Here is a 26,647-nt window from a genome sequence, read left to right on the forward strand (position 1 = left end):
CCCACAACGAGATGGAGCGCTCATACCGTGCTGAGTCGTCCCGATGGCAGAATCCCGATCGCAACGGGTCGGCCGCGGGTATTCGACCACTGACTCCATGAGCCCACATAGACGCGCGCACGGATGCCGGCGTGCTCCAGCGCGAGCGCAGAATGCATGGCCGCCACCCCTGAACTGCAGTACACCGCGACGAGCGTGTCTGCGGTGATACCGGCGCTGGCGAAAATGCGTCGCAGGACGTCGGGATGCTGCAACCGTCCGTCGCCGGCGACCGCCGCCATCGCCGGCAGATTCACCGCACCCGGGATGTGGCCGGCAACCGGGGCGCCGGTCGTACGCGCACCGTTGTACTGCTCAGGTGTTCGAACATCGAGCAGCACACCGCCGTCGAGAAACGCCTCTACCTCGTTCATCTTCAGCTCGCGCATCTCCCGTTCCGGAGGCACCGGACCGTCTCGCAGCGTCGCTTCATCTCTCAGCGTCGCTTCATCTCTCAGCGTCGCTGTGCCGATCGCCGGTCGGACATCGCCGGATTCCACCGGCAGCCCCTCAGCGACCCACGACCTGATGCCGCCGTCGAGCACCCGAACATCGACTCCGGCACGCCGCAACACCCACCACAGACGGGCGGCTGGAACGCTCCAGTTGTCGTCATATGCGACAACGACATCGCCATCGTGCAATCCCCACGATCGCGCGGCGCGCTCAAGATCAGTGATCTCCGGCAGCGGATAGCGCCCGTCCTCGGGCTGACTGCGATGAGCTAACTCATGCTCCAGATCGACATATACCGCCCCCGGCAGGTGCGAGCGGACGTACTCGGGTCTACCCTCCGGGCTGTCGAGCCGCCAGCGCACATCGAGCAGCCGCACGGCAGGAGATGTGCCGTGTTCCGCGGAGCGTTGCAGATGCACGAGCTGCGCCACGCTGACGAGATGGGTCATCCCCTCAGCATCCGCGCCGCACGCTCACCTGTCAGCGGCTGATGACACGAACGTTAATCAGGCGTCATGCAGCGACATCGTTCAAACGAGCTTGCGCATCGCGTCTTCCGCGGCGACCCAGGCGAGCATCGCGCACTTCACGCGGGCGACATAGCGCGAAACACTGCCCAGAGCCGCAGCATCCCCCAGAAGCTCCTCATCCGGTTCGATCTTTCCCCGTGAACGCAGTGCCTCGCGGAACGAATCGATCCGGGTCTGAATCTCGGCCACGGTCATGCCCTCGACGAGCTCGGCGAACAGCGACGCCGAAGCCTGCGAAATGGCACAGCCGTGCCCCTCCCAGGCGATTGCCTCGACCGTGCCATCAGCGCCGGCATGCACCTGCAGCGTGATCTCGTCGCCGCAGGTGGGATTGAGCTGGTGAGACTGCGACGCAACCTCATCGCGCAGGCCGAAACCGTGCGGTGTGCGCGAGTGGTCGAGGATCAGCTCCTGATACAGATTCTGTAGATCACTGGAACTCATGAGCGCGCTCCGAAGAAGTCGATGGTCGAGCGAACACCGTCGATGACGGCATCGACCTCGTCCGCAGTCGAATAGAGGTAGGTGCTGGCACGGGTCGATGCGGTCACACCGAGTCGTCGATGCAGCGGCTGCGCACAGTGATGCCCGACCCGCACGGCGATCCCGCGGTCATCGAGGAACTGACCGACGTCGTGCGAGTGGATGCCCGGAATATCGAAGCTTGCAAGCCCCACGCGCGGCAGGTCGATGCCCGCACCCAAGACCCGCACACCGTCGATCGCGGTGAGTCCGTCGACGAGCATTCGACCCAGCACTTCCTCGTGGGCTGCGATCCGCTCCATCCCCACGGCGGTGAGGTAGTCGATCGCTGCGGCGAGCGCAACGGCCTGCGACACGCGTTGAGTGCCTGCCTCGAAGCGCTGCGGCGGCGGCAGATATTCGGCCGCCGTCGTGGTGACCGTGGTGATCATCGATCCGCCGGTCAGAAACGGCGGCATGACCTCGAGAAGTTCGCGTCGACCGTAGAGCGCTCCGATGCCGGTGGGGCCGAGCATCTTATGCCCGGAGATGACGGCGAAATCGACATCGAGCGCGCGGACATTCAGCGGGAGGTGCGGTGCGGACTGGCAGGCATCCAGCAGCACCAGGGCGCCTACCCTGCGAGCTGCGGCGACGATCTGTTCGATCGGGTTGATGACGCCGAGCACGTTGGACACGTGCGTGACGGCGACCAGTTTGGTGCGTTCAGTGATCGGCATCTCATCGAGCCGCAGTGCGCCGTCATCATCGAGCGGGATGATCCGCAACGTCGCGCCTGTGCGCGCGGCGAGTTCCTGCCAGGGGATGAGGTTGGCGTGATGTTCCATCTCGGTGGTGACAATCTCGTCGCCGGCCCGAAGCGCGAACCTCGCGGCTGTCGCTCCCCCGCGTCCGACCGAGGCGTTCGAGAACGCGTAGGCGACCAGGTTGATCGCCTCGGTCGCGTTCGAGGTCCAGACGACCTCGTCGTCATCGGCGCCGATGAAGCGCGCCACCGTCGCACGGGCGTCTTCGAAGACTTCGGTCGCCTCGGCGGCGAGCATATGCGCCCCGCGGTGCACGGCGGAGTTCAGCGTGGTGAGGAAGTTCCGTTCCGCATCGAGCACGGCAAGCGGGCGTTGCGCGGTAGCTCCTGAGTCGAGATAGACGAGCGGATGCCCGTTCACCTGGGTGTGCAGGATCGGAAAATCCTCCCGGATGCGGAGGATCTCAGCATCCGTCAGAAATGAGCCGGCAGAAGGGGAAGAACTCATTGTTCAAGCTTCTCACCTGCAAGCGATGCCCGGGGCGCAACCGTCGACCGGCGGCGGCTGCAGCTCAGTGCTGATGCGCGGCTCAGGCCGGGGTGTCGTCGGGATCCAACGCCTTCAGCGCGTCCTCCTCGACGGCGTTGTCGGCATCCAGCTGCTCCTCGGTCGTCTCATCGCCGCCCAATGACGCACCGTCGCTCGCTTCATCGGCAGTGCTGTCGGGACGAATCTCTTCAGCGGGGTCGGGTCGGTGCTCATCCATACGGGGCACGCTACGCCGATTCGGACGGGTTCGCCACGGCCGCCGCCGCGCTCACCGCCAACGCGCAGCGGCACTGTGGTGCCGCGCACGTCGGTACCGCAGGATGACGCGCGACGATGCCGGTCCTGCGTAGCATCGAAGCATGATCACAGCAGAAGGCCTCACGAAGAGGTTCGGAGACAAGACCGCCGTGCAGGACGTGTCCTTCACAATCCGCCCCGGCACAGTCACGGGCTTTCTCGGCCCCAACGGCGCCGGCAAATCCACGACCATGCGAATGATCGTGGGACTCGACCGTCCTACGGCCGGTCGCACCACCGTCAACGGCACCGAGTACCGCAAACTGCGCGCTCCGCTGACCGAAGTCGGCGTCCTGCTCGATGCCAAAGCGGTACACACCGGGCGCAGTGCCCGCAACCACCTGCGTGCGATGGCTGCAACGCACGGCATCCCCTCCTCCCGCGTCGACGAGGTCATCGATCTCGCCGGCATCGAACCGGTGGCGCGCAAACGTGCGGGGAAGTTCTCGCTGGGCATGGGGCAGCGTCTCGGCATCGCCTCTGCCCTGCTCGGTGACCCGCACACGCTCATCCTCGACGAGCCCGTCAACGGACTCGACCCGGAGGGGGTGCGCTGGGTGCGCCAGTTCGTCCGATACGCAGCATCCGAGGGGCGCACAGTACTGCTGTCGAGTCACCTGATGAGCGAGATGGCACAGACCGCTGACCACGTGATCGTCATGGGGCGCGGCCAGGTGTTGGCGGATGCCCCGATCCCGGAGCTCGTGCGCTCCTGGACGAGCTCCACGGTGCACGTTCGTTCGCCGCGCGCTGCCGATCTCGCCTCTGCCGTCGCAGGACCGAATGTGGAGATCGTCACAACCGGGGCGGAGACGCTCGAGATCACGGGTGTTCCGGCATCCCGCATCGGAGATGTCGCGGCAGATCAGCGGATCGCGCTGCACGAGCTCACCCCCACCGCAGGCTCGCTCGAAGACGCCTACCTCGCACTCACCGGCGATGCCGTCGAGTACCGCAGCAAGGAGATCTCATGACCACCGCAACCCTCCCTCAGCGCACGACGCACGCCATCTCGCCGTACCGGCTGACGTTCGTCCGCCTGCTGCGCAGCGAGTGGATCAAACTGTCCACGCTTCGCTCCACCTGGTGGGCTATCGGCATCACCGCCCTACTCACGATCGGCATCGCCCTGCTCGTGGCCGGCTCCCTCGCCGAGGTGCCGGGGTTCGAACCGGTCCAGGCCGTCGTGACCCCGTTCCAGTTCACGATGCTGCTCGCCGGCATCCTCGGCGCAATCGCCATCACCGGCGAGTACTCCACCGGCATGATCCGCTCCACGCTGGCGGCTGAACCGGTGCGCGGTGCGGTCCTCGCCTCGAAAGCGGTCGTCGTGGCGGTCGTGATGTTCGTCTCGTCGCTGGTGATCTTCTTCGCCGCAGCGGTGATCGTGACACCGATCTTCGCGGGCCGCGACATCCCGTTCGGCTGGGATGACCCGGCCACGTCCACGCTGCCGATCCTGGCGGCGTCGATTTCGATGGCGGTGTTCGCGCTCATCGGTTTGGCTTTCGGATTCCTGATCCGTTCTGGCGCCGGGGCGATCGCCGCAACCGTCGGCCTGCTGTTCGTGCTTCCCCTCATCGCCGGCATCTTCGGCGGCGTCGGGGAAGGATGGGAGTGGATCATCGATGTGGCGAACCATCTGCCGATGTCTGCTGCGCAGAGCGCAGTGCTGCCGCAGGATGACTGGGGCATCCCGGTGGCGGAGGCGTACGCCACGCTCGCCGCTTGGGTCGCCGCGGGAATGCTCGGAGCATGGGCCGTGCTGCGCACCCGTGACGCGTAGAGTCGACGACGTGAACACCGGCCGCAGCTCCCGCCCTCTCGAGGACGAGGAGCTGCGGCTGCCGCGCACGCCGGGTCTCATCCGGCGGTTCTGGGCGCGGCATCCGATCCTCGCCGACGTGCTGATCGCTCTCGCGTGTTTTGTGATGTCGGCCGCACCGGTCACGGTATTCAGGACCTATACGACACCGTTGGAGGATCCGGGTGATCCCGGCCCGATACCGCTCGCTATTGCCATCATCATCGTCGCGGCGGTAGCGATCACCTGCGTCCTGCTGCTGCGTCGGCGACAGTGGCCGCGGATCGTGTTCGCGGCCGGATGGGCGACGACGTTCATCTATCTGCTCAGCGGAGAACCGTCCGGCGGCATCCTGCTGCTCGTGGTGAGTTATGCGCTGGCGGTGTACCGTTCGACGCGGGCTGCCTGGCTCGGCTTCGCGTGCGGCATGGTCCCGTACACGCTCGTGTGCACGCTGTTGTCGATGCTCGGTGTCTTCTCCTTGCAATCGGCAGTGAACGGCGTGATCGGACAGTTCGTCATCGCCCTCATCGGCACGCTCATCGGGACGAACGTCGGCGGGCGCAAGCGCTACGTCGAAGCGATCATCGATCGCTCACGGCAGTTGCTCACCGAGCGCGACCAGCAGGCGCAGATCGCGGCGGCCTCCGAACGGGCACGCATCGCACGCGAGATGCACGACATCGTCTCGCACTCGCTCACCGTCGTCGTCGCCCTGTCCGAGGGCGCGGCCGCAACCGACGACCGACAGCGTGCGCGGGATGCCTCGACCGCTGCCGCCACGACCGCACGGGGCGCCCTCACCGAGATGCGCGCCATGCTGGGCGTGCTCCGCGATGGCGACACCGACGCCCCGCTCGCACCGGCGGAGCCGGTATCCCCGCGGCAGACGATCGCGGCAGCGCAGCACGCCGGATACCCCGCCACACTCACCACGACAGGGTCGGATGCAGCGTCGCCCGTTGTCCGCTTCGCCGTCGGCCGTATTGTGCAGGAGGGCATGACGAACGCGATGCGCCACGCCTCGGGGGCGCGCTCGATCGCCGTGCGCATCGATCACACCGCAGACACCGTGACGATCCAGATCGACAACGACGGTGTCACTCAGCGCGTGGGGACATCGGGCTACGGCATCCGCGGTTTGCAGGAGCGCGCCGCACACGTGGGTGGTTCGCTTTCCTCGGGCCCCGCCGGCCCCGGACGATGGATACTGCGCGCCGAACTGCCAGCCAATGAACACCGAGGTGAGGACGAACATGAGTGACAGCATCCGCGTGCTGCTCGTCGACGATCAGGAGCTGATCCGCGTCGGGTTCAGGCTCGTGCTGGAGGCTGAGGGCGACATCGAGGTCGTCGGCGACGCCGCCGACGGTGACGCCGCCATCGCTTTGGTCCGCGAATTGCGCCCCGACGTGGTGTTGATGGATGTGCGGATGCCGGGCACCGACGGGATCGCGGCGACGCAGGCCATCACCCGTGAGTTGCCGGAGTGCCGCGTGCTCGTGCTCACCACCTTTGACCTCGACGAGTACGCGTTCGGCGCGATCAGTGCGGGGGCAGGCGGGTTTCTCCTCAAGGATGCCCAGCGCCACGAGCTGATCTCCGCTGTCCGCGCCGTGCACCGCGGAGACGCCGTGCTCTCGCCGCGCGTGACCCGCCGTTTCCTCGAGCACCTCGGCCCGCAGCTGCGCGCGCCCGCGAATGGGGAGGACCCCACCGCAGCACTCACCGAACGTGAACGCGATGTGTTCATCGCGATCGGCGAGGGGCTCACGAACGTCGAGATCGCGCAGCGGCTGTTCTTGAGCGAATCGACGGTGAAGACGCACGTCGGACGGGTGCTGATGAAGCTTCCGGTCCGGGACCGCATTCAAGCCGTCATCCTCGCGCACCGGCTCGGCCTCGTCGAGTGACGTGGCCGGCCCCGCACCTCAGGGCGCGGTGCGCTCGTTCTTGACCAGCGCGCCCGCTGTGATGAACGCGAGGGCAGCCGCGATCGTGGCGACGGTCCACCACACGCCGCTGAAGCCGAACGGGTAGATCGGGTTCCACACCACGGCGATGGCGACGAACACGATCGTCCACCACCACTGCCCCGCCCGCAGGGCGAACCAGGCGACGATCGCCGCGAGGATCGCGACGAGAAAAAGGATGACCGTGGCGACGGTTCCCTCGGGGAACAGCGGCGAAACAAAGAGTGCGATGGCCGCGAGCAAGCCGGGAGCCAGAGCGTTGCGCTGCATCTGCGGGGTGGAAGAGCTCATGTGCTCCATCTTCCCGCACTTCCCGTTTGCCTGCGGTGACCGAGCCCGGGACCGCGATCAGGCCGGCGGAAAGTGCGGGATCCGACGCGGCTGGTCCGCACGCGATGAGATCTCGACCGCTGTCACGCTCTTCCCACGAGTGGGAAGAGGTTTCGGAGGCTCTGGAGCTGTCATAGTCATAGTGCTTTCCCTCCGGTGACCGGCAAGACTGCGCCGGATACGTACGACGATTCACCGGAGGCGAGGTAGACGTACGCCCCGGCCAGTTCCGCTGGTTGCCCGGCCCGTCCGAGGGGTGTGTCAGCACCGAAGTTGCGGACTTTATCCGCATCCCACCCGGTTCCCGGAATCAACGGGGTCCAGATCGGGCCCGGTGCGACAGCATTCACGCGGATCCCGCGTGGACCGGCTTCTTCGGCGAGCGCCTTGACGAACGCGACCTGCGCGGCTTTGGTCATGGCGTAGTCGATCAGGCCGGGGGAAGGATTGAACGATTGAATCGAGGCGGTGACGGTGATGCTGGAGCCGGGCTCGAGCTCTGCGAACGCTGCGCGTGCCGAGAAGATCATGCCAGCCAGGTTCGTGTCGAACACCCGCCGCATCGCGTCGGTGCTGAGCGTCTCAAAACCGTCGACATCATGCTGATATCCGGCGTTCAGCACCAGGGTGTCGAGGCCCCCGAAAGCACTGCGCACATCGGCGACGCATCGCGTGGCGAAATCCTCATCGCGGATGTCGCCAGCGATGCTCAGTCCAGTTCGCCCCGCCTCACGAACCCATCGCAGCGTCTCGTCAGCATCACCCTGTTCCTCGGGCATGTGCACGATCGCGACGTCCGCGCCCTCGCGGGCGAACGCGATGGCCACCGCGCGTCCGATGCCCGAGTCGCCGCCGGTGATCAGCGCACGGCGACCCGAGAGCCTCCCGTGACCCTCATAGGTCGTCTCACCGTGATCGGGTTTGGGACGCATCTGATCTGTCTGACCTGGTTGGTCCTGCTCCTGTGCAGGGAAGCCATCATTGGGGTGGGCGTGGCGGGGATCTGCGTCGTGAGGGGCCATATCGACACCTTCTTCTTACCCACCGCTCTCATCTAGGGGGTTGACACCCGATTGACCCGGTCGTACGCGCGCGGCCCGATACGAAAGGGCTAGTGGCACGGTGTCGATCTGTCAACGGGGGCCGTATCCGCCAGCTGCGCTGAGAGACTGCAGGGGCTGTGAACGAAGGGAGTCGAGCATGAGTGATGTCACAATTTTCGCTCCGTCTCCGACCCTGACGGTGACGATCGAAGATCATCCGCGGGGCTCTGAGATTCATGTGCATGCTGGCGGGCAGGGCGTGTGGCAAGCGCGGATGCTGCGCAGACTCGACGTGTCTGTGACGATGTGCTGCGTGCTGAGTGGCGAGATCGGGCAGACGCTGAAGCATCTGCTCGAGGATGAGGGTCTTAGTGTCGTCGCCGTCGAACGCGATGGTCGTGGTTCCGCCTATCTGCACGACCGTCGTGAGGGCGACCGCACCGTGATCGCTGAGGAGGAGGGCGACCCGATCGGCCGACACGAACTGGATGATCTGTACAGCGCGACCCTGCGCAGCTGTGCCGACTCTCGCGCTGTGATTCTGAGCGGACCGGCCGGAGATGACACTGTGCCCGCTGACGTCTACCGTCGACTGGCCATCGACCTTCGCCGTGAGGGCCGCACCGTGATCGCGGATCTCGCCGGGGAACGACTGCAGTCGGTCGTAGAAGGCGGCGTCGACATACTCAAAGTGAGCCACGAGGAACTCCGCGACGACGGTCTGGTGCGAGAAACATCGCTGCCACGGTTGATCGCCGCAATGCAGCAGCTGCGGGAACAAGGCGCACGCGCCGTCATCGTCACACGCTCATCCGCCCCGTCGCTGCTTCTGGATGCTGATGGCGTGGTCGAAGTCTCCCTCCCCCGATTCGAGGAGCACGAAACGCGCGGAGCGGGCGACTCCCTCACCGCCGGGGTCGTCGCAGCGATCACGCGTGGCGACAGCCTGCGCGACGCGATCACACTCGGCACCGCAGCGGGAGCGCTGAACGTCACCCGGCACGGCCTGGGCACCGGAGATGCCGACATGATCGCGCAGCTTCGCTCAGAGGTGCTGGTGCGAGAGATCCAGCAGGCGGATGCCGAAGCCGAAGCCCCGCACGGACGCGTCAGCCCGGATGGGCTGGCGGCGCTGGCAGAGACGAGCGACTCATGACACTGCGCGCACTGATCACCAACGATGACGGCATCGATGCCCCCGGGCTCACGGCGCTCGCCGAAGCTGCTGTGCACAGCGGCCTCGACGTCGTCGTCGCCGCCCCCGTAGCCCAGTCGAGCGGCTCGAGTGCGTCGATCATGGCCAGCGAATCGGAGGGACGGATCTCGGTGGAACGGCGGACGCTGGATGCCCTTCCCGATGTGCCCGCTTTCGCCGTCCACGGCGGCCCCGGGTTGATCGCCATGATTGCTGCACGCCGGGCTTTCGGCCCGTCGCCGGACATCGTCCTTTCCGGGGTGAACCACGGTGCCAATGTCGGTCGGGCGATCCTGCACTCCGGCACCGTCGGCGCTGCCCTCACTGGAGCACTCAACGGCGCCTGGGCGATGGCGGTGTCGCTCGATGTCGGTATGAAGCCGGAGTCGTTCCACTGGCGAACGGCCGCACGCACGGCCACCAGTCTCGTCCCAGCGTTGACCGCGCGTGCGCGAGGCACCACGATGAACGTGAACGTTCCCAACCGTCCCGATCCCCACGGGATCAGAGAGAGCACGCTGGCGCCGTTCGGCATCGTCCAGATGGCGGTGACCGAGAGCGACGAGCGCTACGTACGCCTAGCCGTCGAAGAGCTCCCGAACATCCCGGCCGACGATAGCGATGCCGCCAATCTCGCGCAGGGGTGGGTGACGATCACCGGGATCGACTCCGTGCTCGAGACCCCGCTCGACATTGGAGAAGTTCAGCTGATCGGTGGCACGGTCGGTAGCTCATCCGTGCCCGGAGCCTCACCGGTCTCAGCCGGTTCCGGAACGATGTAGAGGCCGGTCGGCGCGTTGGCTGTGAAAGCCAAAGCATCGACCCAGGCGCGGTTGATCGAAGGCTGACGGCCACCGTAGTACTTGTAGACGATGGAACTGCCCGGGTGCACCCAGACGGTCGTGCGCCCACCACCGACGCTGGCGTCTTCCCGCCAGCTGAATGAGAAGGGCTCTCCGCGACGCAGCTTCGCGCTGATCACGAGCTGCACATGCAGCAGTGCGCGGTCCTCGATCTCGACTTTGACGCCACCCTCGTAGATGAACTTACCCATGCGCGTCGCCTCCGTATCTTGCTGCGCCTGCCATTTAGGCAGTGTCGAAAATTGCCCCCAATCGTTATCCTAGTGTGATGGGAATGATGTACTACGGCGGTGCCGCCGAGCCGATCTCGATCGATGATCGGGCGCTCGCACACCTGAAAGTCGTGATTGCCACAAAGTTGCGACGTAATGAGAGTTTCACACTCTCCTGGCGGCATCCGGACAACGCCAAGCCCGGACGTTCGACGATCTGGTTGCACCCGTCAATCCCGCTCCGCTTCGTCTTCGATGATGTTGAACCGCCGCAGCTGCGATCGGACTGGATCACCGCGATGGCGAACTCCGCAAGCTCCAGCGGCGGGATCACCCTGGTGCCCGAAGACGTGATCAGCACCCCGGAATGAATCAGCCCATATCTTCTGCGCGCGGTCAAGCCCCTCTGCGCTGACGACTGGCCCCTCTAACGTTGCAGGCACGCAACATGGTCGGAGGCGACAGTCATGAATGAGAGATATCAACCCACGACAACCCACGCCGAGTGGGGGGCGGGGAATCCGAAGCTGCTCGTCTCTCATGAGCACGAGCGCTTCGTGCATCACCTCACCACCGACACCGTGCACATCGGCTCGGCCGCCGGCAACGAACTGCTCCTGGCGGACACCGACCCGGTGCATGCGACGATCACACACGACGACCGTGACGAGTACGTGCTCACCCTGCACGGTACCGGCGAGATGAATGCCAGTCCGCAGGCTGACGAGAGCGGGCGCGGCGGTCGAACGGAGATCCTGCGGACGGGTGCTCGATTCACCGCCGGCAGATGGACCCTGGTATTCGCGCGAGACGAGTTCGCTGACCACGGCCGACCGTACGGTGGGCGCGAAGGCGGCGAGCTCTCGGACCAGCCAGCGCAACCCGCCCGCCCTGACTACCCGCAGGATCAGCACAATGAGCCCGACGCGGACCTCGAGGTGAAGGATGGCTGAGCGGCTGTCAAGCCCCCTTGGCCAGATCGCGCTCGAGTTCTAGCGTGACGCGCACAGCGAGATAAGAGGAGAAAAGGAAAATGACACTCACCAACGAGATCATGACGGCTGCTCCCCGTTGCATCGGCGAGAACGATTCGTTGAGCATCGCCGCGGCGCTCATGTCAGAACTGGATGTTGGGGCTTTGCCGATCTGCGGAGAGGATCGAAAGCTCAAGGGCATACTCACCGATCGTGACATCGTCGTTCGTGCAGTTGCCGAGGGGCTGGACCCCGAGACGACACCGTCGCGGGCACTGGCTAAAGGAAAGCCGGTGACCGTAGAGGCATCAGATGACATCCGTGTCGCGCTGGAGAAGATGCAGAATCATCAGATCCGCCGTCTTCCTGTCATCGACGATCACATGCTGGTAGGCATCATCAGCCAAGCCGACATCGCTCGCTCGTTGGCACCGGAGACCACCGGCATCACTGTCGAGAGCATCTCACGCTAGGAGGACCGCATGCCACGCGACGCGAACTCACGTTTGAAAGATCCCGAGCTCTACGAGGAGCTGCGCGAGGACGGTGCCTCCAAAGAGAAGGCGGCACGTATCTCGAATGCCACCGGTGGCACCAAACGCGGCCGATCAGAGGTCGGTCGGCGCGGTGGTGAAGCAGGAAGCTACGAGGACTGGACCGTGGACGAGTTGAAGGTCCGGGCCAAGGAGCTCGGGCTCACCGGCTACTCGGACAAGCGCAAGGCAGAGCTGATTAGCGCGCTGCGAAACCACTGAGAACGCGACCGAGGTAGGCGTTCGTGAACTTGCCCCGCGGGTCGAAGCGTGACGCCAGGTTCGCGAAATCACCGAGCCGGTCGAAGGCACCGGCCTGGTCGAAGTCACGGCTGTAGACCTTGCCCCAATGCGCACGCGGTGAGAACGGTTCCAGCGCGGCTTCGATCTCCGGCAGCAGCGCTGCCACTTCTGCCGGACGCTGACGCCAGGTGAAGTGGATGGCAAGACGCGCTCCGCCTTCGCCGCCGCTGAGCCAAAGGTCGTCACCGGCGAAGGTGCGAAATTCGCTCACGTGCAGGAGCGGATCGATGCGGTCACCGAGCCGTCGGATCGCGCGCAGCGCCGGGACTGCCCACTCCCGTGGCACGAAGAATTCTGATTGCAGCTCATCGCCACCCGCACTCGGGTCGCGGTCGAAGCGGAAGTGCGCCAGCCTGCTCGACCACGCGCCGCTGGCACCCAGCGGCGTCATGTTGTCATCGGGGGCAGCGCCCGGAATGATCGCGTGCACCTCAGCGGTCACGCGCTCTCCGCCGAACAGTTCCGCGGGAGCATCCCCACGGCCGTCTCGATACTTGAACCACAGCGTCGACAGCGCCGAGCTGCTCCACTCCCCCAGCACGCTCACGCTGTACGCCGCGCTCATGATCGCATCGAACTCTTCAAGGAACGTGTCCCACCGAAGGCCGGTATACACCTGCTGGGTGATCTCGAAAGTGGGTTCGATCGCGAGGGTGATCCGGGTGATCACTCCCAGCGCACCGAGAGCGACAACGCTTCCTTCAAAGTCGGGTTCTCCCGCGCGCACCCAGCTCAATTCGCCATCAGCGCCGATGCGTTCGATGCCCCGCACGGCGGTTGAGAGCACGCCGTTGCCGTCGCCAGAACCGTGGGTCGCTGTCGCTGTCGCGCCTGCGACGGAGATGTGCGGCAGCGATCCGAGGTTGTGCAGCGCCCAGCCGTGCTCCTGCAGGAACGCGGCGACCGCCCCGTACGGCGCCGACCCCGGGACGGTGACGGTGCGTGCGCGTTCGTCGAGCTCGAACGGCAGATCGATGCCGCCGAGCGAAATGAGAGTGGGGCCATCGGCGATGTCGTTGAACGAGTGTCCGGTGCCGAGCACGCGAATGTGCTCGGCCGTGCTCACCAGCAGCTGGGCCTCGGCGATGTCGGAAGGACGGAGAATCTCGGTCGGGGTGAAGACGACGTTGCCCGCCCAATTCGTTATTGCCATGCGCCCATCATCCCGCGCCTGCGGCGAGAATATCGCCGGATGACGCTGCGCGTCACTGTCGGGGCAGCACCGTCAGCACTCGGCGGATGTGATCCCGGAACTCGATCATGTAGTTGCGGAGGAACTCTTCGGTGTCTGCCTTGGCGATGCTGCCATCGTCGTGGAAGACCTCGGGCGTGTAGTGGATGTATGCCTCGGGTGCCGTCATCTGGCGGGCGTTACAGAACGCGAGCACGGCCCGCAGACTCTGCTGCGCAACGGCGGTTCCGATGACGCCGATGGATGCTCCGATGACCGCGGTGGGCATATGGTCGAAGGAATTCTGACCCCACGGGCGCGAAGCCCAGTCGATGGCGTTCTTGAGCGCGCCGGGGATGGACCGGTTGTACTCCGGTGTGACGAACAGAATCGCGTCGCTGTCAGCGATGGCATCCTTGAGCGCCCGGGCGTTCTCGGGGTAGGCAGAATCGTGATCGGGGCTGTAGAGCGACAGGTCCCCGATCGGGATCTCCGTGAACTCGAGGTCTTTCGGGGCGACGTTGATCAGCGCTTTTGACAGCACCCGGTTGATGGATGTGGACGACAGGCTTCCGACGAAATATCCGACCTTGTACGACATTGCTGCTCCTCACTGAAGGTGACGACACCAGTGTGCGCCTCGAACGAGGAGAGCGATAGCCCCTTGCGCGTTGTCGGGGGTGGTTGTCAAGGGTGCTCCCCTCCCGGCGTTCTTCCGCGAAGCTCGATGCGAAGCAGCGTGGAATCGGAGTGAATATGTCGAATCAGCTGAACAGACCTCATCGTGCGATCACGGTTCTCGCCCTTGTCCTGACCTGCTGCCTGACGGGTTGTGGGGTGTCGGTGCCGACAGATCCCGCCGGCACTTTGGACGCCGTCACCGATGGAACCCTTCGGGTGGGAGTTTCGCAGGACGATGGCCTTGTGCAGACGTCGTCTGCCAAGCCGTCCGGACCGCTCATCGATCTCGTCGATGCGTTCGCAGAGTCCTTGGACGCTGACGTGCAGTTCACCGCCAGCAGCGAAGAGACGCTGGTCGTGATGATGGAGAAGGGTGAGTTGGACCTGATCGTCGGAGGTCTCACGGATAAGACGCCGTGGTCAGATCGTGTCGGGGTCACCCGCGGCTACCCCGGCATCGACGGGGCAGATGGCCGCTCGATCGTCATGTTCGTCCCTCTCGGAGAAAATGCCTTTCTCACCGAGTTGGAAGGCTTTTTAGACACGGAAGTCGGGTCATGAGTGCTCGGCACCAGTTCGGGCGCACGGATCTTCCGCTCGAACAGCAGAAGGCATTGAAGAAGGCCGTGTGGTGGGAGTACTTCACCATCATTTACACCGCATGCACGATCGCTCTCGTCGCGTTCGTCGTCGGGAACTCCCAGGCGATGAAGACCGCGTGGATCGAGGACATGCTCTCCCTCATTCCGCAGGTTTCATTCCTCATCGCGCTGATCTTCGTGCGGCGGCGACCGACGGTGCGCCATCCCTACGGTTTTCATCGATCAATGGGTATCGGCCATCTCGTCGCCGGAGTCGCGCTCCTCGGCGTGGGACTCAATCTGGCATTCGAGGCGGCGTCCGGGCTGGTTGCCGTGGAGCACCCCACCATCGGCACCGTCAACCTGTTCGGCCACACCATCTGGCTCGGCTGGCTCATGGTCGCAGTCATGGCGATCATCGTGAGCGGACCATTCATATACGGTCGCGCGAAGGCGAAACTCGCCCCCGTTCTGCATAACAAGATCCTCTATGCCGATGCCGACATGGCCAAGGCAGATTGGCAGACCAACGCCGCATCGATCGTCGGTGTACTGGGTGTCGGCGCGGGCCTGTGGTGGCTCGACGGCGCCGCAGCGCTGTTCATCTCACTGAGCATCATTTGGGACGGCATCCGAAACACCAAGGGGGCGGTCGTGGATCTCATGGATGAACGAGCTCGAACCTACGACGACAAGCAGCCCCATCCCCTCGCCGCCGAGATCGTCAGATATCTGCGCGCTCAGCCGGATGTGAAAGATGCCGGCGTGCGCATGCGCGACCAGGGTCAGGTCTTCCACATCGAAGCGTTCGTCGTTCCGCGCAGGAAGCGGATCGCACTCGCACAGATCGACCGGCTCTCGCGGGGCGTCGCCGATATGGACTGGAAAGTCCAAGATGTCGTCATCATCGCCTGCGAGGAGATCCCGGATGAAGCCGACCGGGGCCTCCTCCCCGCGCGCGAAAGCTGAGCTCAGAGCTCGACCGGAGGCGCCTCGGGCTCGGAGTCTGCTGATTCCGGGTGGCGGGCGAGGTTGATGATCGCCGCGACCAACCCGCCCCACACGGTGACCATGGCGATGACCATGAAGATGATCGCGGTCGGAGTCATGCGCCCGCTCCCTTCTCGTTCGATGTTGCCACCGGCGACGGCATCCTGATCGTGTCGGTTTCCGGATCGGGGTCGTAATGCTCCTCGGCGAGGAACTCGTCATAATCCGGGTCGTCCTTCGCATGCGAACGCCTGCTCCACGGCAGCAGTGACAGCAAAACGGCGAGGATGACGAGGGCGATCACCATTCCCCAGCCGAACACGGCCAGGAACCAGGTCGGATAGCCCTCATACGGAGACGAGATCTTCGTGATGAGCTCGCTGACGAAGAGATAGCCCAGAACGATGGGGCTGAGCAGCCCCACGAGCAGCTTCCAGATGAGACCGACACCGAAACTCGAGCGTCGGTTGAGATGCTCTTGAAGCGCGGGCAATTTATAGAGCAGCCAGGCCACGACGATGACGGCCACCAGGGCGACTGCCATGATGCCGAAGGCGTTGATGAAGGCATCCGTTGTGTCGAGCACCGCGAGGGCGGTCGTCGTCGAGAACAGCGCCATCGAGATGATGGCGAGCGGGATCGACACCGTCAGCGTCGTGCGCACGCGCCCCCAGCCGAGTTTGTCTTGCAAGGCCGCGACGATCACTTCGAGGATCGAGATCATCGACGTGACGCCGGCGAAGACCAATGCACCGAAGAACAGCACACCGATGATGGAGCCGCCGGTGGCTTGCGACACGATCGTGGGGAACGCGATGAACGCCAGCCCGATACCTGAGGTCGCGACACCCGCGACGTCTGTCGCCTGCGCCTGCGCCATGAATCCGAGAGCCGCGAACACACCGATGCCGGCGAGGATCTCGAAGCCCGAGTTGGCGAACGCCACCACCAGACCGGATCCGGTGAGGTCGGTTTTGCGCTTCAGGTACGACGAGTAGGTCACCATGATGCCGAACGCGACCGACAGGGAGAAGAAGATGTGTCCGTACGCCGACGCCCACACGCCCGGGTCAGCCAGGGCTTCCCAGTTCGGTGTGAAGAAGGCATTGAGACCGTCCATCGCCCCGGGAAGGAACAGCGACTGCACCACGAGCACCGCGAACATCACCGTCAGCAGCGGCATCAGCACCATGTTCGCCGCGCCGATACCGCGCTTGACACCCAGTGCCATGATCACGATCACGACGAGCCAGACCATGACCAGCGGGATGCCGACCTGCGGAACGAATTCCGTCGAGACGCCGGTTGCAGAGACGTCGCCCATCTGCAGGAAGTCAGTGAAGAAGAAGTCGTTCTCGTTGCCAGGACCCCAGGTCAGTTCCACCGAGAACCAGGTGTACATCGCAGCCCACGCGACGATGACGGCGTAGTAGACCGAGATCACGACGCAGATCAGCACCTGCCACCAGCCCAGCGGTTCCGCCGCACGATGCATGCGACGAAATGCCAGGGGTGCCGACCCGCGGAACCGATGTCCGATCGCGTAATCGAAGAAGAGCAGCGGGATGCCGGCAGTCAATAGCGCGCAGAGATAAGGGATGAGGAATGCGCCGCCGCCCCCCTCGTAGGCAACGTACGGGAAGCGCCAGATGTTGCCCAGTCCGACCGCTGAGCCGATAGCGGAAAGGATGAATACGTTGCGCGATCCGAAAGCCTCGCGTTTTTGTGTCTGCGTCGATGCGGTCGCCATGACGCAGACACTACCCCTGGCGTCACTCAGACGCGACCACTCCCGCGTGGCATGCTGCGACGCCGCGACCATCGCGCCACTACGTAGAGCACCACACCGACCACGAGCAGAGCAGCCCCGAAGAGCCACACGACTGCGCGTTGCTGGGTGAGCAGCAGCACGCACGATGCGATACCGAGCACGGGGATGAAAGTCCACACCCGGAAGTGATCGTGCTCCACCCGGTCGCGGCGCAGCACCAATACCGAGATGTTCGCGCTGAGGAAGACGAAGAGCAGCAGGAGCACCACTGTTTCGGCCAGCGTGGCCAGGTCGCCGATCAGCGTCAGCAGCATTGCAACCGCGGTCGTCGCCACGATCGCCGCCCACGGGGTCTTCCGGCGAGGCAGCACCCTGCCCAGCACATCTGGCAGGAGCTTCTGCTCTGCCATGCCGTAGGCGAGCCGGCTTGCCATGATCATCGTCAGCAGTGCGCCGTTGGCGACGGCGATGAGCGCGATCGCGCTGAACAGCCAGGCCGGCACGCCCAGGCCCGTCGCCTCGACGACGGACAGAAGAGGCCCGCTGGACTGTTCGAGTTCCGCGGGCGAAAGTGCTGCGGCACTGGCGATCCCGACAAGCAGATAGACCGCACCGGCGGTGATGAGAGCGGCGAACAGCGCACGCGGATAGTTCTTGCTCGGCTGTCTGACCTCCTCGATCACGTTCGCGGACGTCTCGAATCCGACGAACGAGTAGTAGGCGATGATCGCGCCTCCCAGCACTGCCACGGCGACACCGGTATCCGCTGGAGCCTGCATCGCGCGGGACAGGTCGCCTCCACCGCCCGCGACGAACAGGCCCACCACGACCACCACGATCACGAGACCGGTGACCTCGATCGCCGTCATCACCAGGTTCGCCCCCATCGATTCTCGGATGCCGCGAGCGTTGAGGGCTCCGACGATGAGGAGGAAGACCATCGCCGCGGGAATAGAGGGGACGGCGAAGAAGGTCTGCAGATAATCGCCGGCAAAAGCGATGGCGAGGCCGGCAGCGCTGACCACGCCGGCCGCCATCATGCTGAATCCGATCAGGAACGACACGATCGGTCTGCGGAACGCGCGCTCCGCGAAAACCGCCGCCCCGCCAGCGCGCGGGTACTTCGTGACGAGCTCGGCGTAGGAGCCCGCCGTCAGCAGCGCCAACAGGAGCGCGAGCAGCAACGGCGCCCACAGCATCCCCCCAGCCTGGCCGGCAAGCACTCCCATCAGCGCATAGATCCCAGCTCCGAGGACGTCACCGAGAATGAAGGCGAAGAGCATCGGTCCGGTGATGGCGCGGCGCAATCGGGCGGGCTGCTCGCGGGGCTCTGGCATGGCGGCTCCTCTGTTTTCGAAGGTGCCACAGTCTTGCCCACTGCGAGTATTCCGGCGCGGGGGTTGACACCGACGCCCGGTGGATTGACGAGATGATGATGCAGTCCGTCAATTCCACCGGGCAATCGTGCTCGGCGCTGAGGTCCGTTGCTACTGCGCCGTGCGGATCATCGTCCATTCCCAAGCCGCGAGTCGGACTCGTCCGTCGCTGATCGGTTCGCCGCTGACAGATTCGCCGCGCACGGATACCTCGGTCTCGGGACCGCCATGATTCACCAGCGTGACGATATCGCCGCGACGCATCGCTTCTACGTGCTCTGGCAAACCGTCGATAACGGGCTCGACCCCGGCCTCCGCGATCAGATGCTCGACGATCTGCTGTGTCCCGGCCTCATCGAGGATCGTCGCGAGATAGCGAGCGCTTCCAGCACCTGAACGACGTACGGTGAGGGCAGGACGCCCGGCGAGGCGTCCGCTCGTGAATGCAGCTTCGACCTCAGCATCCGTCGCTGCGATCTCCTCTGCGAAGAGCGTCCCAGCGGCCTCGCCCCACACTCCTGAAACGAGTGCGGTGTGCTCACCAGGTGTTCCTGCCGCCGAATCGACTGGCGTGACCAGCGCACCGAAATCCTCGAGAGTGACTCCGAGAATCCCCCCGAGTTGAGTGAGGTAGCCGCCGTCTCGGAATCGGTCGCATTCGTCCACAACATCGGTGAACGGTCCGGCGATCAGGTGTCCGCCGGACTCGACGAAATCGGTGAGTGCCTGAGCACCGGATTCACGCAGCAGATACAGCGCCGGAGCGATCACGAGCCGGTAGCGATCATCGACGTGCTCTGGGGGAACGATGTCCACCTGCACGTGTCGCCGGTGCAGTGCTCGGTACCAGCGCTGCACCACGGCCAGGTAATCCAGTCTGTTCTGCGGGTGATCAGATGCCTCCACCGCCCACCAGTTATCCCAGTCCAGAACCAGCGCTACGCGGGCATCTCCCGTGGGCGATGACGGCAGTTCGGGGAGATCGGCGAGAGCTTTCCCGAACGATGTGACCTCGCGCCAGGTCCGGGTGCCGGTTCCGGCATGAGGCAGCATCGCCGAGTGGAATTTCTCGGCTCCGGCCTGAGACTGACGCCACTGGAAGAACATGATGCTGTCAGCGCCTCGTCCGATCGCCTGTGCACTGAGCGCGGCCATCTGTCCCGGCGCCTTCGGCGCATTCGCCGGACGCCAGTTCACGGCGTTTGTCGCCTGTTCCATGAGGATCCAAGGAACGCCCGGTTTGAGCGATCGCATCAGATCCCGAGTGAGCGCGGCATCGCGGAAGGAGTCTGGCTCGTTGGGGTCTGGGTAGCAATCGTCACTGATGACGTCCACATACTGCGCCCACTTCACGTAGTCCGCGGGTTTGAACGTTCCCATGAAGTTCGTCGTGATCGGCTGGGTCGCACCGGCCGCTCGGATGATCTCACGCTCCATGAGATAGCACTCGAGCATCATGTCGCTGGTGAAGCGCTGGAAGTCCAGCAGCTGACCAGGGTTGTGACTGTAGGGAGCCTTGCGCGGTGGGAAGATCTCCTCGAAGGACTGGTAGCGCTGCGACCAGAAGTTGGTGCCCCAGGCCGCGTTCAACGAGTCGACGTCCTCGTAGCGTTCGATCAGCCAGCCACGAAAGGCGTCGCGTGCGGCGTCGGAGTAATCGACGGTCAGATGACAGCCGTACTCGTTGTTGATATGCCACATCACGACGGCTGGGTGGTCTGCATAGCGAGCGGCAAGCGCCGTGACGAGCTCACCTGCCAGACGGCGATACACCGGCGAGCTGGGTGCGTAGGCCTGACGCGAGCCTGGCCAGTACGTGCTGCCGTTCTCGTCACAGGGCAGAACCTCGGGGTACACCGCGCTCACCCACGGCGGCGGTGACGCCGTCGCGGTCGCAAGGTCGACGGCGATGCCCGCCTCATGGAGCATCTCGATGATTCGGTCGAGCCAGGCGAAGTCGAACACACCCTCACGCGGCTGAATGCGAGCCCAGGCGAAAATGCCGAGGTTCACGAGGGTGACATTCGCTTCGCGCATGCGCGCGATGTCATCCGGCCAGATCTCTTCGGGCCACTGTTCGGGGTTGTAGTCGGCGCCGTAATGCATGTGACGTCCTCTCGTCTTCACTGTGGGGAACGGTGTCTGGTCAGCCATTGACCTACCAGGCGTAGGCCTCTGGAGCGGGGCCGCCGGGGCCGGGCCAGATGCGATCCAATTCAGCGAGCTCTTTCGCACCGAGGGTGATATCCAGTGCGCGTACCGCGCTTTCGAGCTGCTCGAGCCGGCGCGGTCCGACAATCGGCGCGGTGACAACCGGCTGATGCAGCAGCCAGGCGATGGCGAGTTCTGCCGGGGCTACGCCCAGCTCATCGGCGTAGCGCTCGTACTCCTCGACCTGCGCACGTCGCCCGCCCAAGGCGTCGACGCTGCTGCGCGAACGGTCGGTCTTGCGCAGCACGCCACCGAGCATGCCGCTCGCCAGCGGCGACCAGGTAAGCAGCCCGACGCCGTAGGCGGTTGCAGCCGGCACGACCTCGAGTTCAACGGTGCGCTGCGCAAGGTTATAGATCGACTGCTCGGTGACCGGCTTCGCACGCGAGGCTGTGCGCATTCCGGCGATCTCCTGGTACTGCGCGATGTTCCATCCCGCGAAGTTGGACGAGCCGAGGTATCCGATCTTGCCCTGGTCGACAAGACGCGTAAAGGCATCCAGCACCTCGTCAACGGGCACATTCCGGTCGATGTGGTGCATCTGGTACAGGTCGATGTGCTCGATGGAGAGTCGACGAAGCGAATCCTCTACGGCCCGGCGGATGTGCAGTGAACTCAGACCGGAGTCGTTGATGCCAGGGCCCATCGCGCCCTGCACCTTCGTCGCCACCACGAGGTCATCGCGATTGCCTCGGGCGCTGATCCATCGACCGAGGAGCTCCTCAGTCTGTCCAGGCTTGTCACCCCACGGCGCGCCACCATAGACATCCGCCGTGTCGATCAGGTTGATCCCCCGCTCGACCGCCGCGTCGAGGATACGGAACGATTCGGCGTCGTCGATGACCGGCCCGAAATTCATCGTGCCGAGCGCGATACGACTGACTCGGGCACCAGAGCTACCTAGACGTGTGTACTCCATTGCAGATTCCCTCTTCTCAGTTGAACGTCGACCTTCTCAGTTGAACGTCGACCGGTGGTCGTTTCGACGCGCGACAGACGCACGGATGCGACGGCCACGAGCGTGATCCGGATTCAGTCGATCGGCCTGCTCGACTTGCGGATGATCAGTTCGGGCTTGAACCGAATCGAGCGAGCGCTTAGATCTTCCCCGCCGAGACCTGCAAGCATCAGTTCGGCCGCCTGCTGGCCGATCTCGCGACTCGGCTGACGGATCGAGGTCAGCGCGACCGCCGACGCCGAAGCGAACTCGATGTCGTCGTAGCCGACGATCGACACCTCACCCGGCACATCGATGCCGGCTTCAAGCAGGCTGTGCATGATCCCGAGGGCGACCTCGTCGTTACCGCCGAAGATTCCGTCCGGGCGTTCGCTGCGCGGCATTGCGGCCAAGCGGCGTCCGATCTCGCGTCCCAGGCGGATGCTCAATCGCCCGTCATCAACGACGGTCAGTCCAAGGCCTGCTCGCTCCGCCTCGATCTGGCATCCTTCGAGCCGCTCACGCATCTGGTCCATCTCGGAGGGGCCACCGACGTACATCAGGCGGCGCGCGCCCCCAGCAATGAGGTGAGCTGTCGCCAGCCGACCGCCGAGCACATCGTCGACGGAGACGGATGCCAGGCGCCCAGTGGGGTCGACCCGGTCGACGAGGACCACCGGAACGTTGCGCTTCACGAAACGCTCGAGCGCATCGAGTTGGCCGCTCAGCGGAGCAAGCAGCACACCGTCAAGTCGCTGTCGCTCGAACAGGTCGAGGTAGCGGATTTCGCGGGCACGCGAGTCGTAGCTGTTGCCGACGAACACCGAGTACCCCGATGTCTCTGCGGTCTCCTCCGCGCCGAGCACGACCTCTGAGAAGAACGGGTTCGTGATGTTGACAACGGCCATACCGATGACACTGGATCGTCCTGCTCGCAGCTGACGGGCAGCAACGTTCGGCACGTAGCCGAGCTCGATGATGGCGGCTTCGACTTTCGCAGTCGCTGCACGCGAAACGGTCTCCGGTCGATTGAGGACGTTGGAAACCGTGGTGGTGGAAACGCCCGCGCGGGCGGCAACGTCACGAATGCCAATCTCTGCCACGTTGCCTCCTCGTCCTGCGATCACGCTCGATTTGAACGTTACAGGTAAAACGTTACAATTTTTCTAGCCGGAGCGATAGTGTCAGTTGAATCGTTTTTATCGACGAGGTTAGTTTCAGACGAGATCGCCTAGCAATCACCGTCGAAATGTCCAGGTTAAACGCCTGGTTCACCTATGGATCAAGCGCGCCTCACCGGCGTAGCGTCGCATCCGCACCAACACTCATATCTTGCTTGCAAAGGAGCATCTACTATGTGGCAACGTCACAGTCGCGGCATCCGCGTATCGGCCATCGCGGCCGGCACTCTCGCCGCCGCGCTCACTCTCACCTCCTGCGGTGGAGGCGCCGAAAGTGCCCCGGCCGATGGCCCCGTCGAGCTCACCTTCCAGTCGTGGGTACCGAACGTCGACCGTGCCGTCGACGCGTTCAACGAAGCACACGAGGACATCCACGTCACCCTCGAAACCATCACGGCGGGCCCCGACGGCGGCTACGCGAAGATGTTCTCGGCCGTGCAGGCGGGCAACCCCGCTGACGTCGCCCAGGTCGGATACGACGCGATCCCCGAGTTCCTGGTGAACGGCGCCGTCGAAGACATCACGGACTACGTCAGCGACTCGGCTGATCTCTTTACCGACTGGCAGTGGCAGACCGGAGTCTTCGACGACCGCGTCTACTCGATCCCGCAGGCGTCGGGTCCGCTCGGCCAGTTCTACCGCGAGGACATCTTCACGGAGCTCGGCCTGGAAGCACCCACCACTTGGGACGAGTACTACGAAGCAGCCAAGGTGATCCGGGCATCCGACCCGAATCGCTACATCGCGGCGTTCGCGTTCAACCAGGCACCGTGGCTGATCGGGCTTTCGCAGCAGGCCGGCGGCGCCTGGTTCACCGCCGAAGAAGACGCATGGGGCGTCGCGATCGACGATGAGGCCACGCTGAAGGTCGCCGAATACTGGCAGAAGCTCATCGACGAGGATCTCGTCAAGCTCGAAGCCGACATGTCCAGCGAATGGAACGCAGACATCCAGAACGGCAACATCCTCACGTGGATCTCTGGTTCCTGGGCCGATGCGATCGTTCGCGGAACGGCGCCCGACACTGCTGGCTCGTGGGCAGTCTCCGCTGTTCCGCAGTGGAACGCCGGTGAGAACGTCTCGGCGACCTGGGCTGGCGGCTCGGCGAACATCGTACTTAAGGGTTCGAAGCACCCTGAGGAGGCCGCTGAGTTCGCGCTCTGGCTGAACAGCGATCCCGGCAGCGTGAGCACGCTGACCAGCATCGGTGCCGGTTGGCCCGCGATCACTGATCTGGCCGCTGTTGACAGCCTGCAGGATGACCCGGAGGTGTTCGCGTTCTACGGCGGACAGAACATCTGGGACGTCTTCGCGGTCTCGGACGCCGCTGTGGATTCCAGCTGGGTCTGGCCGCCGCTGTCGCAGACGCTGTTCGCGAATCTGACGGACAACGTCAAATCCAGCGTTGAGCAGGGCACACCGCTTTCGGAGGCCTTCGTGCAGACCCAGAAGGACTTCGTCGCTGCGATGAAGGACAAGGGCATCTCCGTCGCCGAGTGACGACATCCGGGGTGGGCCTGACCTCGGGCCCACCCCGATCCGATCCGCGGAAGCTACCAGGCATCCGCTCAGCATCACCGAGGAGTAAACGTGTCGGCCACAGCCGCCCCCATCACCCGACCAGGACGCAGCAAGCGCCCGCCCGCGGCGCTCTGGCTTCTGCTGCTGCCGTTCATGATCATGTTCGCGGCGTTCTTCATCGCCCCGATCGTCTACGCGATCATCGACAGCCTGTTCACGCAGAAGTCGAGTGGTCTGGGGCTGACTGCCCCCACACGTGAGTTCGTCTTCCTCGATAACTACCTCAGCGCGCTATCGACCCCGTCGTTCGTGGCGAGCCTGGGCCGGCTCGTCGCGTTCGCCGCGATCGAAGTGCCGCTCATGGTCGTGACGGCACTTGCTCTCGCGCTGCTACTCGGCGCCGGTGCCGCACGTTTTCCGCGGGTCTTCCGAGTCACCTACTTCATGCCGTACGGAGTACCCGGAGTCATCGCTGCCCTGCTCTGGGGTTTTCTCTACATGCCGGCGACCAGCCCGGTGCTGCAACTGCTGTCGAAGTTCGGGATTGATCTCAGCCCGCTGTCGAGCGACGCCGTTCTCTTCGCCATCGCGAACATCGCCCTGTGGGCGTTCGCGGGATACAACATGCTCATCCTGATCGCCGCGCTTGATGCGATCCCGTCCGAGCTCTACGAGGCCGCGCGCCTCGACGGTGCGAGCGAGTGGCACATGATCTGGCACATCAAGCTGCCGCTCATTCGCCCCTCGGTTGTACTCATCACACTCTTCACCATCATCGGAACCCTGCAGCTGTTCGTGGAACCTCTCGTGCTCCGCCCGCTGACCACAGCGATCAGCTCCGACTTCGCCCCGAACCTTGCCGCATACAACCAAGCGTTCTCGCAGGGGAACCCGAACCTCGCCGCGGCGATGGCAGTGATCGTGGCGTTGCTCGCCTTCGCCTTCTCAGCCATCTTCATCCGTGTCGTGAACCGAAAGGGGAACCGCGCATGGTGACCGCCGACGCATACTCCCGCCGCCGCTCGATGCCCCGCCCTGGTGGCATGGCCGGCGCCATCTTCGTGAACGCCGCGCTCGTCGTGGCCGCGATCTATTTCCTGCTGCCCATCGTCTGGGTGCTGATTGCCGCAACGAAGTCCCCGAGCCAGCTCTACTCGAGCTTCGGGTTGTGGTTCTCTGATGCACCGCAGGCGTGGCAGAACCTCGTCAACCTGTTCACACAGGACAACGGTGCCTTCTCGGTCTGGATCATCAATAGCATCCTCTACTCGGGCGGAGGCGCGCTTGTCGCCACCGTCATCGCGACGGCTGCCGGTTATGCCTTCGCCAAGTACGAGTTCCGTGGCAAAGAGGCACTGTTCTGGACGATTCTCGGCGGAGTGCTGGTACCGGCGACGGTGATCGCCTTGCCCCTGTACTTCCTGTTGAATTCCGTGCAGCTCACCGGGTCGTACTGGAGCGTCCTGCTTCCCAGCATGGTGAGTCCCTTCGGTGTCTACCTCGCCCGTATCCACGCGAGCGGGTCCGTGCCCGACGAAGTGATCGAGGCTGCCCGCATCGACGGAGCCGGTGACCTGCGCATCTTCGGCGCGATCGCCACACGCATGATGACGCCGGCAATCGTGACGGTGTTCCTGTTCCAGTTCGTCACGATCTGGAACAACTATCTGCTTCCGTTGGTCATGCTCAGCGACACGAAGCGCTTCCCGATCACACTCGGGCTGACCCTGTGGAACTCGCAGATCCAGCGCGATCCGGCGTTCACCTCTTTGGTGGTCACGGGATCGGCCGTATCGGTGATCCTGTTGGTCGTGCTGATGGTCTCGCTGCAGCGGTTCTGGAAGGCTGATCTCACGGCAGGTGCGTCGAAGGGCTGAGCACGCCCCGGCTGAATGAG

The 26,647-nt window shown here is 64.5% G+C and carries 30 protein-coding genes; 15 read left to right on the plus strand and 15 right to left on the minus strand.

The features are described from left to right. Nucleotides 1–20: 20 nt before the first annotated feature. The 4 genes from ACW5CM_RS05595 to ACW5CM_RS05610 form a co-directional block, all read right to left on the minus strand. Nucleotides 21–944: a sulfurtransferase gene (locus tag ACW5CM_RS05595; RefSeq protein ID WP_457124411.1), complete on the minus strand. Its 924-nt coding sequence runs from the start codon at nt 942–944 to the stop codon at nt 21–23. An 81-nt stretch (nt 945–1,025) separates the two neighbouring features. Continuing rightward, nucleotides 1,026–1,469: a Fe-S cluster assembly sulfur transfer protein SufU gene (sufU, locus tag ACW5CM_RS05600; protein WP_457124412.1), complete on the minus strand. Its 444-nt coding sequence runs from the start codon at nt 1,467–1,469 to the stop codon at nt 1,026–1,028. Further along, the gene (locus ACW5CM_RS05605) at nt 1,466–2,761 is read right to left on the minus strand and encodes a cysteine desulfurase (RefSeq protein ID WP_457124413.1); all 1,296 of its coding nucleotides are present in this window, start codon (nt 2,759–2,761) and stop codon (nt 1,466–1,468) included. The genes sufU and ACW5CM_RS05605 overlap by 4 nt, the downstream gene beginning before the upstream one ends. An 82-nt stretch (nt 2,762–2,843) precedes the next feature. Next, nucleotides 2,844–3,020, minus strand: a complete 177-nt coding sequence (locus ACW5CM_RS05610) for a hypothetical protein (RefSeq protein WP_457124414.1) — start codon at nt 3,018–3,020, stop codon at nt 2,844–2,846. Nucleotides 3,021–3,162: 142 nt separating this feature from the next. Here ACW5CM_RS05610 and ACW5CM_RS05615 point away from each other — a divergent pair, with 142 nt between their 5' ends. The 4 genes from ACW5CM_RS05615 to ACW5CM_RS05630 are packed head-to-tail and all read left to right on the plus strand — an operon-like array spanning nt 3,163 to nt 6,817. Beyond that, entirely contained in the window at nt 3,163–4,074 is a 912-nt protein-coding gene (locus ACW5CM_RS05615; protein WP_438255652.1) for an ABC transporter ATP-binding protein, read from the plus strand. Next, nucleotides 4,071–4,886, plus strand: a complete 816-nt coding sequence (locus tag ACW5CM_RS05620; protein ID WP_439255831.1) for an ABC transporter permease — start codon at nt 4,071–4,073, stop codon at nt 4,884–4,886. Before ACW5CM_RS05615 ends, ACW5CM_RS05620 begins: the two co-directional genes overlap by 4 nt. A 10-nt stretch (nt 4,887–4,896) precedes the next feature. Further along, on the plus strand, nt 4,897–6,168 hold the full coding sequence (locus tag ACW5CM_RS05625; protein WP_457124415.1) for a sensor histidine kinase: 1,272 nt from the start codon (nt 4,897–4,899) through the stop codon (nt 6,166–6,168). After that, on the plus strand, nt 6,161–6,817 hold the full coding sequence (locus ACW5CM_RS05630) for a response regulator transcription factor (protein ID WP_438255649.1): 657 nt from the start codon (nt 6,161–6,163) through the stop codon (nt 6,815–6,817). The genes ACW5CM_RS05625 and ACW5CM_RS05630 overlap by 8 nt, the downstream gene beginning before the upstream one ends. Nucleotides 6,818–6,835: 18 nt before the next feature. Here the strand turns inward: ACW5CM_RS05630 and ACW5CM_RS05635 are convergent, their stop codons facing one another. Further along, the gene (locus ACW5CM_RS05635) at nt 6,836–7,168 is read right to left on the minus strand and encodes a DUF6804 family protein (RefSeq protein WP_438255648.1); all 333 of its coding nucleotides are present in this window, start codon (nt 7,166–7,168) and stop codon (nt 6,836–6,838) included. Nucleotides 7,169–7,344: 176 nt separating this feature from the next. Next, on the minus strand, nt 7,345–8,229 hold the full coding sequence (locus ACW5CM_RS05640; RefSeq protein ID WP_439255827.1) for an SDR family oxidoreductase: 885 nt from the start codon (nt 8,227–8,229) through the stop codon (nt 7,345–7,347). A 178-nt stretch (nt 8,230–8,407) separates the two neighbouring features. On the opposite strand from ACW5CM_RS05640, the gene ACW5CM_RS05645 reads away from it, so the two are divergent. Then, nucleotides 8,408–9,406, plus strand: coding sequence for a 1-phosphofructokinase family hexose kinase (locus ACW5CM_RS05645; RefSeq protein WP_438255646.1), 999 nt, complete (start codon nt 8,408–8,410; stop codon nt 9,404–9,406). Then, the gene (gene surE / locus ACW5CM_RS05650; protein WP_438255645.1) at nt 9,403–10,227 is read left to right on the plus strand and encodes a 5'/3'-nucleotidase SurE; all 825 of its coding nucleotides are present in this window, start codon (nt 9,403–9,405) and stop codon (nt 10,225–10,227) included. The genes ACW5CM_RS05645 and surE overlap by 4 nt, the downstream gene beginning before the upstream one ends. Here the strand turns inward: surE and ACW5CM_RS05655 are convergent. Beyond that, the gene (locus ACW5CM_RS05655) at nt 10,149–10,499 is read right to left on the minus strand and encodes a DUF7882 family protein (protein WP_438255644.1); all 351 of its coding nucleotides are present in this window, start codon (nt 10,497–10,499) and stop codon (nt 10,149–10,151) included. The genes surE and ACW5CM_RS05655 overlap by 79 nt on opposite strands. A gap of 77 nt (nt 10,500–10,576) precedes the next feature. Between ACW5CM_RS05655 and ACW5CM_RS05660 the strand changes: the two genes are divergently transcribed. From ACW5CM_RS05660 to ACW5CM_RS05675, 4 genes are all read left to right on the plus strand, one after another. Then, on the plus strand, nt 10,577–10,891 hold the full coding sequence (locus tag ACW5CM_RS05660; protein ID WP_438255643.1) for a DUF7882 family protein: 315 nt from the start codon (nt 10,577–10,579) through the stop codon (nt 10,889–10,891). 96 nt (nt 10,892–10,987) lie between these two features. Further along, a complete protein-coding gene (locus ACW5CM_RS05665; protein WP_438255642.1) occupies nt 10,988–11,473 on the plus strand; it encodes a hypothetical protein in 486 nt (161 codons plus the stop codon). Nucleotides 11,474–11,553: 80 nt separating this feature from the next. Then, nucleotides 11,554–11,967 carry a CBS domain-containing protein gene (locus ACW5CM_RS05670; RefSeq protein ID WP_457124416.1) on the plus strand — a complete coding sequence of 138 codons (414 nt, stop codon included), beginning with the start codon at nt 11,554–11,556 and terminating at the stop codon, nt 11,965–11,967. A 9-nt stretch (nt 11,968–11,976) separates the two neighbouring features. Continuing rightward, on the plus strand, nt 11,977–12,249 hold the full coding sequence (locus tag ACW5CM_RS05675) for a DUF7218 family protein (protein WP_438255640.1): 273 nt from the start codon (nt 11,977–11,979) through the stop codon (nt 12,247–12,249). Here ACW5CM_RS05675 and ACW5CM_RS05680 read toward each other — a convergent pair. Together ACW5CM_RS05680 and ACW5CM_RS05685 are read right to left on the minus strand one after the other, a co-directional pair. After that, entirely contained in the window at nt 12,227–13,483 is a 1,257-nt protein-coding gene (locus ACW5CM_RS05680) for an FAD-binding protein (protein ID WP_457124417.1), read from the minus strand. The two genes, ACW5CM_RS05675 and ACW5CM_RS05680, sit on opposite strands and share 23 nt — an antisense overlap. A gap of 52 nt (nt 13,484–13,535) precedes the next feature. Further along, nucleotides 13,536–14,102 carry an NADPH-dependent FMN reductase gene (locus tag ACW5CM_RS05685; protein ID WP_457124418.1) on the minus strand — a complete coding sequence of 189 codons (567 nt, stop codon included), beginning with the start codon at nt 14,100–14,102 and terminating at the stop codon, nt 13,536–13,538. 236 nt (nt 14,103–14,338) lie between these two features. Between ACW5CM_RS05685 and ACW5CM_RS05690 the strand changes: the two genes are divergently transcribed. Further along, nucleotides 14,339–14,743, plus strand: a complete 405-nt coding sequence (locus ACW5CM_RS05690) for a transporter substrate-binding domain-containing protein (protein WP_457124419.1) — start codon at nt 14,339–14,341, stop codon at nt 14,741–14,743. Next, nucleotides 14,740–15,732, plus strand: a complete 993-nt coding sequence (locus tag ACW5CM_RS05695; RefSeq protein ID WP_457124420.1) for a cation diffusion facilitator family transporter — start codon at nt 14,740–14,742, stop codon at nt 15,730–15,732. The genes ACW5CM_RS05690 and ACW5CM_RS05695 overlap by 4 nt, the downstream gene beginning before the upstream one ends. A 2-nt stretch (nt 15,733–15,734) precedes the next feature. Here the strand turns inward: ACW5CM_RS05695 and ACW5CM_RS05700 are convergent, their stop codons facing one another. From ACW5CM_RS05700 to ACW5CM_RS05725, 6 genes are all read right to left on the minus strand, one after another. Next, nucleotides 15,735–15,872, minus strand: coding sequence for a methionine/alanine import family NSS transporter small subunit (locus ACW5CM_RS05700; protein ID WP_438255635.1), 138 nt, complete (start codon nt 15,870–15,872; stop codon nt 15,735–15,737). After that, nucleotides 15,869–17,503: a sodium-dependent transporter gene (locus tag ACW5CM_RS05705; RefSeq protein ID WP_438255634.1), complete on the minus strand. Its 1,635-nt coding sequence runs from the start codon at nt 17,501–17,503 to the stop codon at nt 15,869–15,871. The genes ACW5CM_RS05700 and ACW5CM_RS05705 overlap by 4 nt, the downstream gene beginning before the upstream one ends. Nucleotides 17,504–17,529: 26 nt before the next feature. Next, on the minus strand, nt 17,530–18,861 hold the full coding sequence (locus tag ACW5CM_RS05710; protein ID WP_457124421.1) for an APC family permease: 1,332 nt from the start codon (nt 18,859–18,861) through the stop codon (nt 17,530–17,532). A gap of 150 nt (nt 18,862–19,011) precedes the next feature. Continuing rightward, nucleotides 19,012–21,006, minus strand: a complete 1,995-nt coding sequence (locus ACW5CM_RS05715) for a beta-galactosidase (RefSeq protein ID WP_457124422.1) — start codon at nt 21,004–21,006, stop codon at nt 19,012–19,014. A gap of 52 nt (nt 21,007–21,058) precedes the next feature. Then, nucleotides 21,059–22,030 carry an aldo/keto reductase gene (locus ACW5CM_RS05720; protein ID WP_457124423.1) on the minus strand — a complete coding sequence of 324 codons (972 nt, stop codon included), beginning with the start codon at nt 22,028–22,030 and terminating at the stop codon, nt 21,059–21,061. Between the two features lie 113 nt (nt 22,031–22,143). Beyond that, the gene (locus ACW5CM_RS05725) at nt 22,144–23,151 is read right to left on the minus strand and encodes a LacI family DNA-binding transcriptional regulator (RefSeq protein ID WP_439255815.1); all 1,008 of its coding nucleotides are present in this window, start codon (nt 23,149–23,151) and stop codon (nt 22,144–22,146) included. Nucleotides 23,152–23,403: 252 nt separating this feature from the next. Between ACW5CM_RS05725 and ACW5CM_RS05730 the strand changes: the two genes are divergently transcribed. The 3 genes from ACW5CM_RS05730 (at nt 23,404) to ACW5CM_RS05740 (ending at nt 26,627) form a co-directional block, all read left to right on the plus strand. After that, nucleotides 23,404–24,729: an ABC transporter substrate-binding protein gene (locus ACW5CM_RS05730; RefSeq protein ID WP_457124424.1), complete on the plus strand. Its 1,326-nt coding sequence runs from the start codon at nt 23,404–23,406 to the stop codon at nt 24,727–24,729. 90 nt (nt 24,730–24,819) lie between these two features. After that, nucleotides 24,820–25,746 (plus strand): carbohydrate ABC transporter permease, encoded by a 927-nt coding sequence (locus ACW5CM_RS05735; protein WP_438255628.1) that lies wholly within the window; start codon nt 24,820–24,822, stop codon nt 25,744–25,746. Continuing rightward, nucleotides 25,740–26,627, plus strand: a complete 888-nt coding sequence (locus tag ACW5CM_RS05740; RefSeq protein ID WP_457124425.1) for a carbohydrate ABC transporter permease — start codon at nt 25,740–25,742, stop codon at nt 26,625–26,627. Before ACW5CM_RS05735 ends, ACW5CM_RS05740 begins: the two co-directional genes overlap by 7 nt. Nucleotides 26,628–26,647: the final 20 nt, after the last annotated feature.

Source organism: Microbacterium wangyouchuni, from assembly GCF_054072595.1.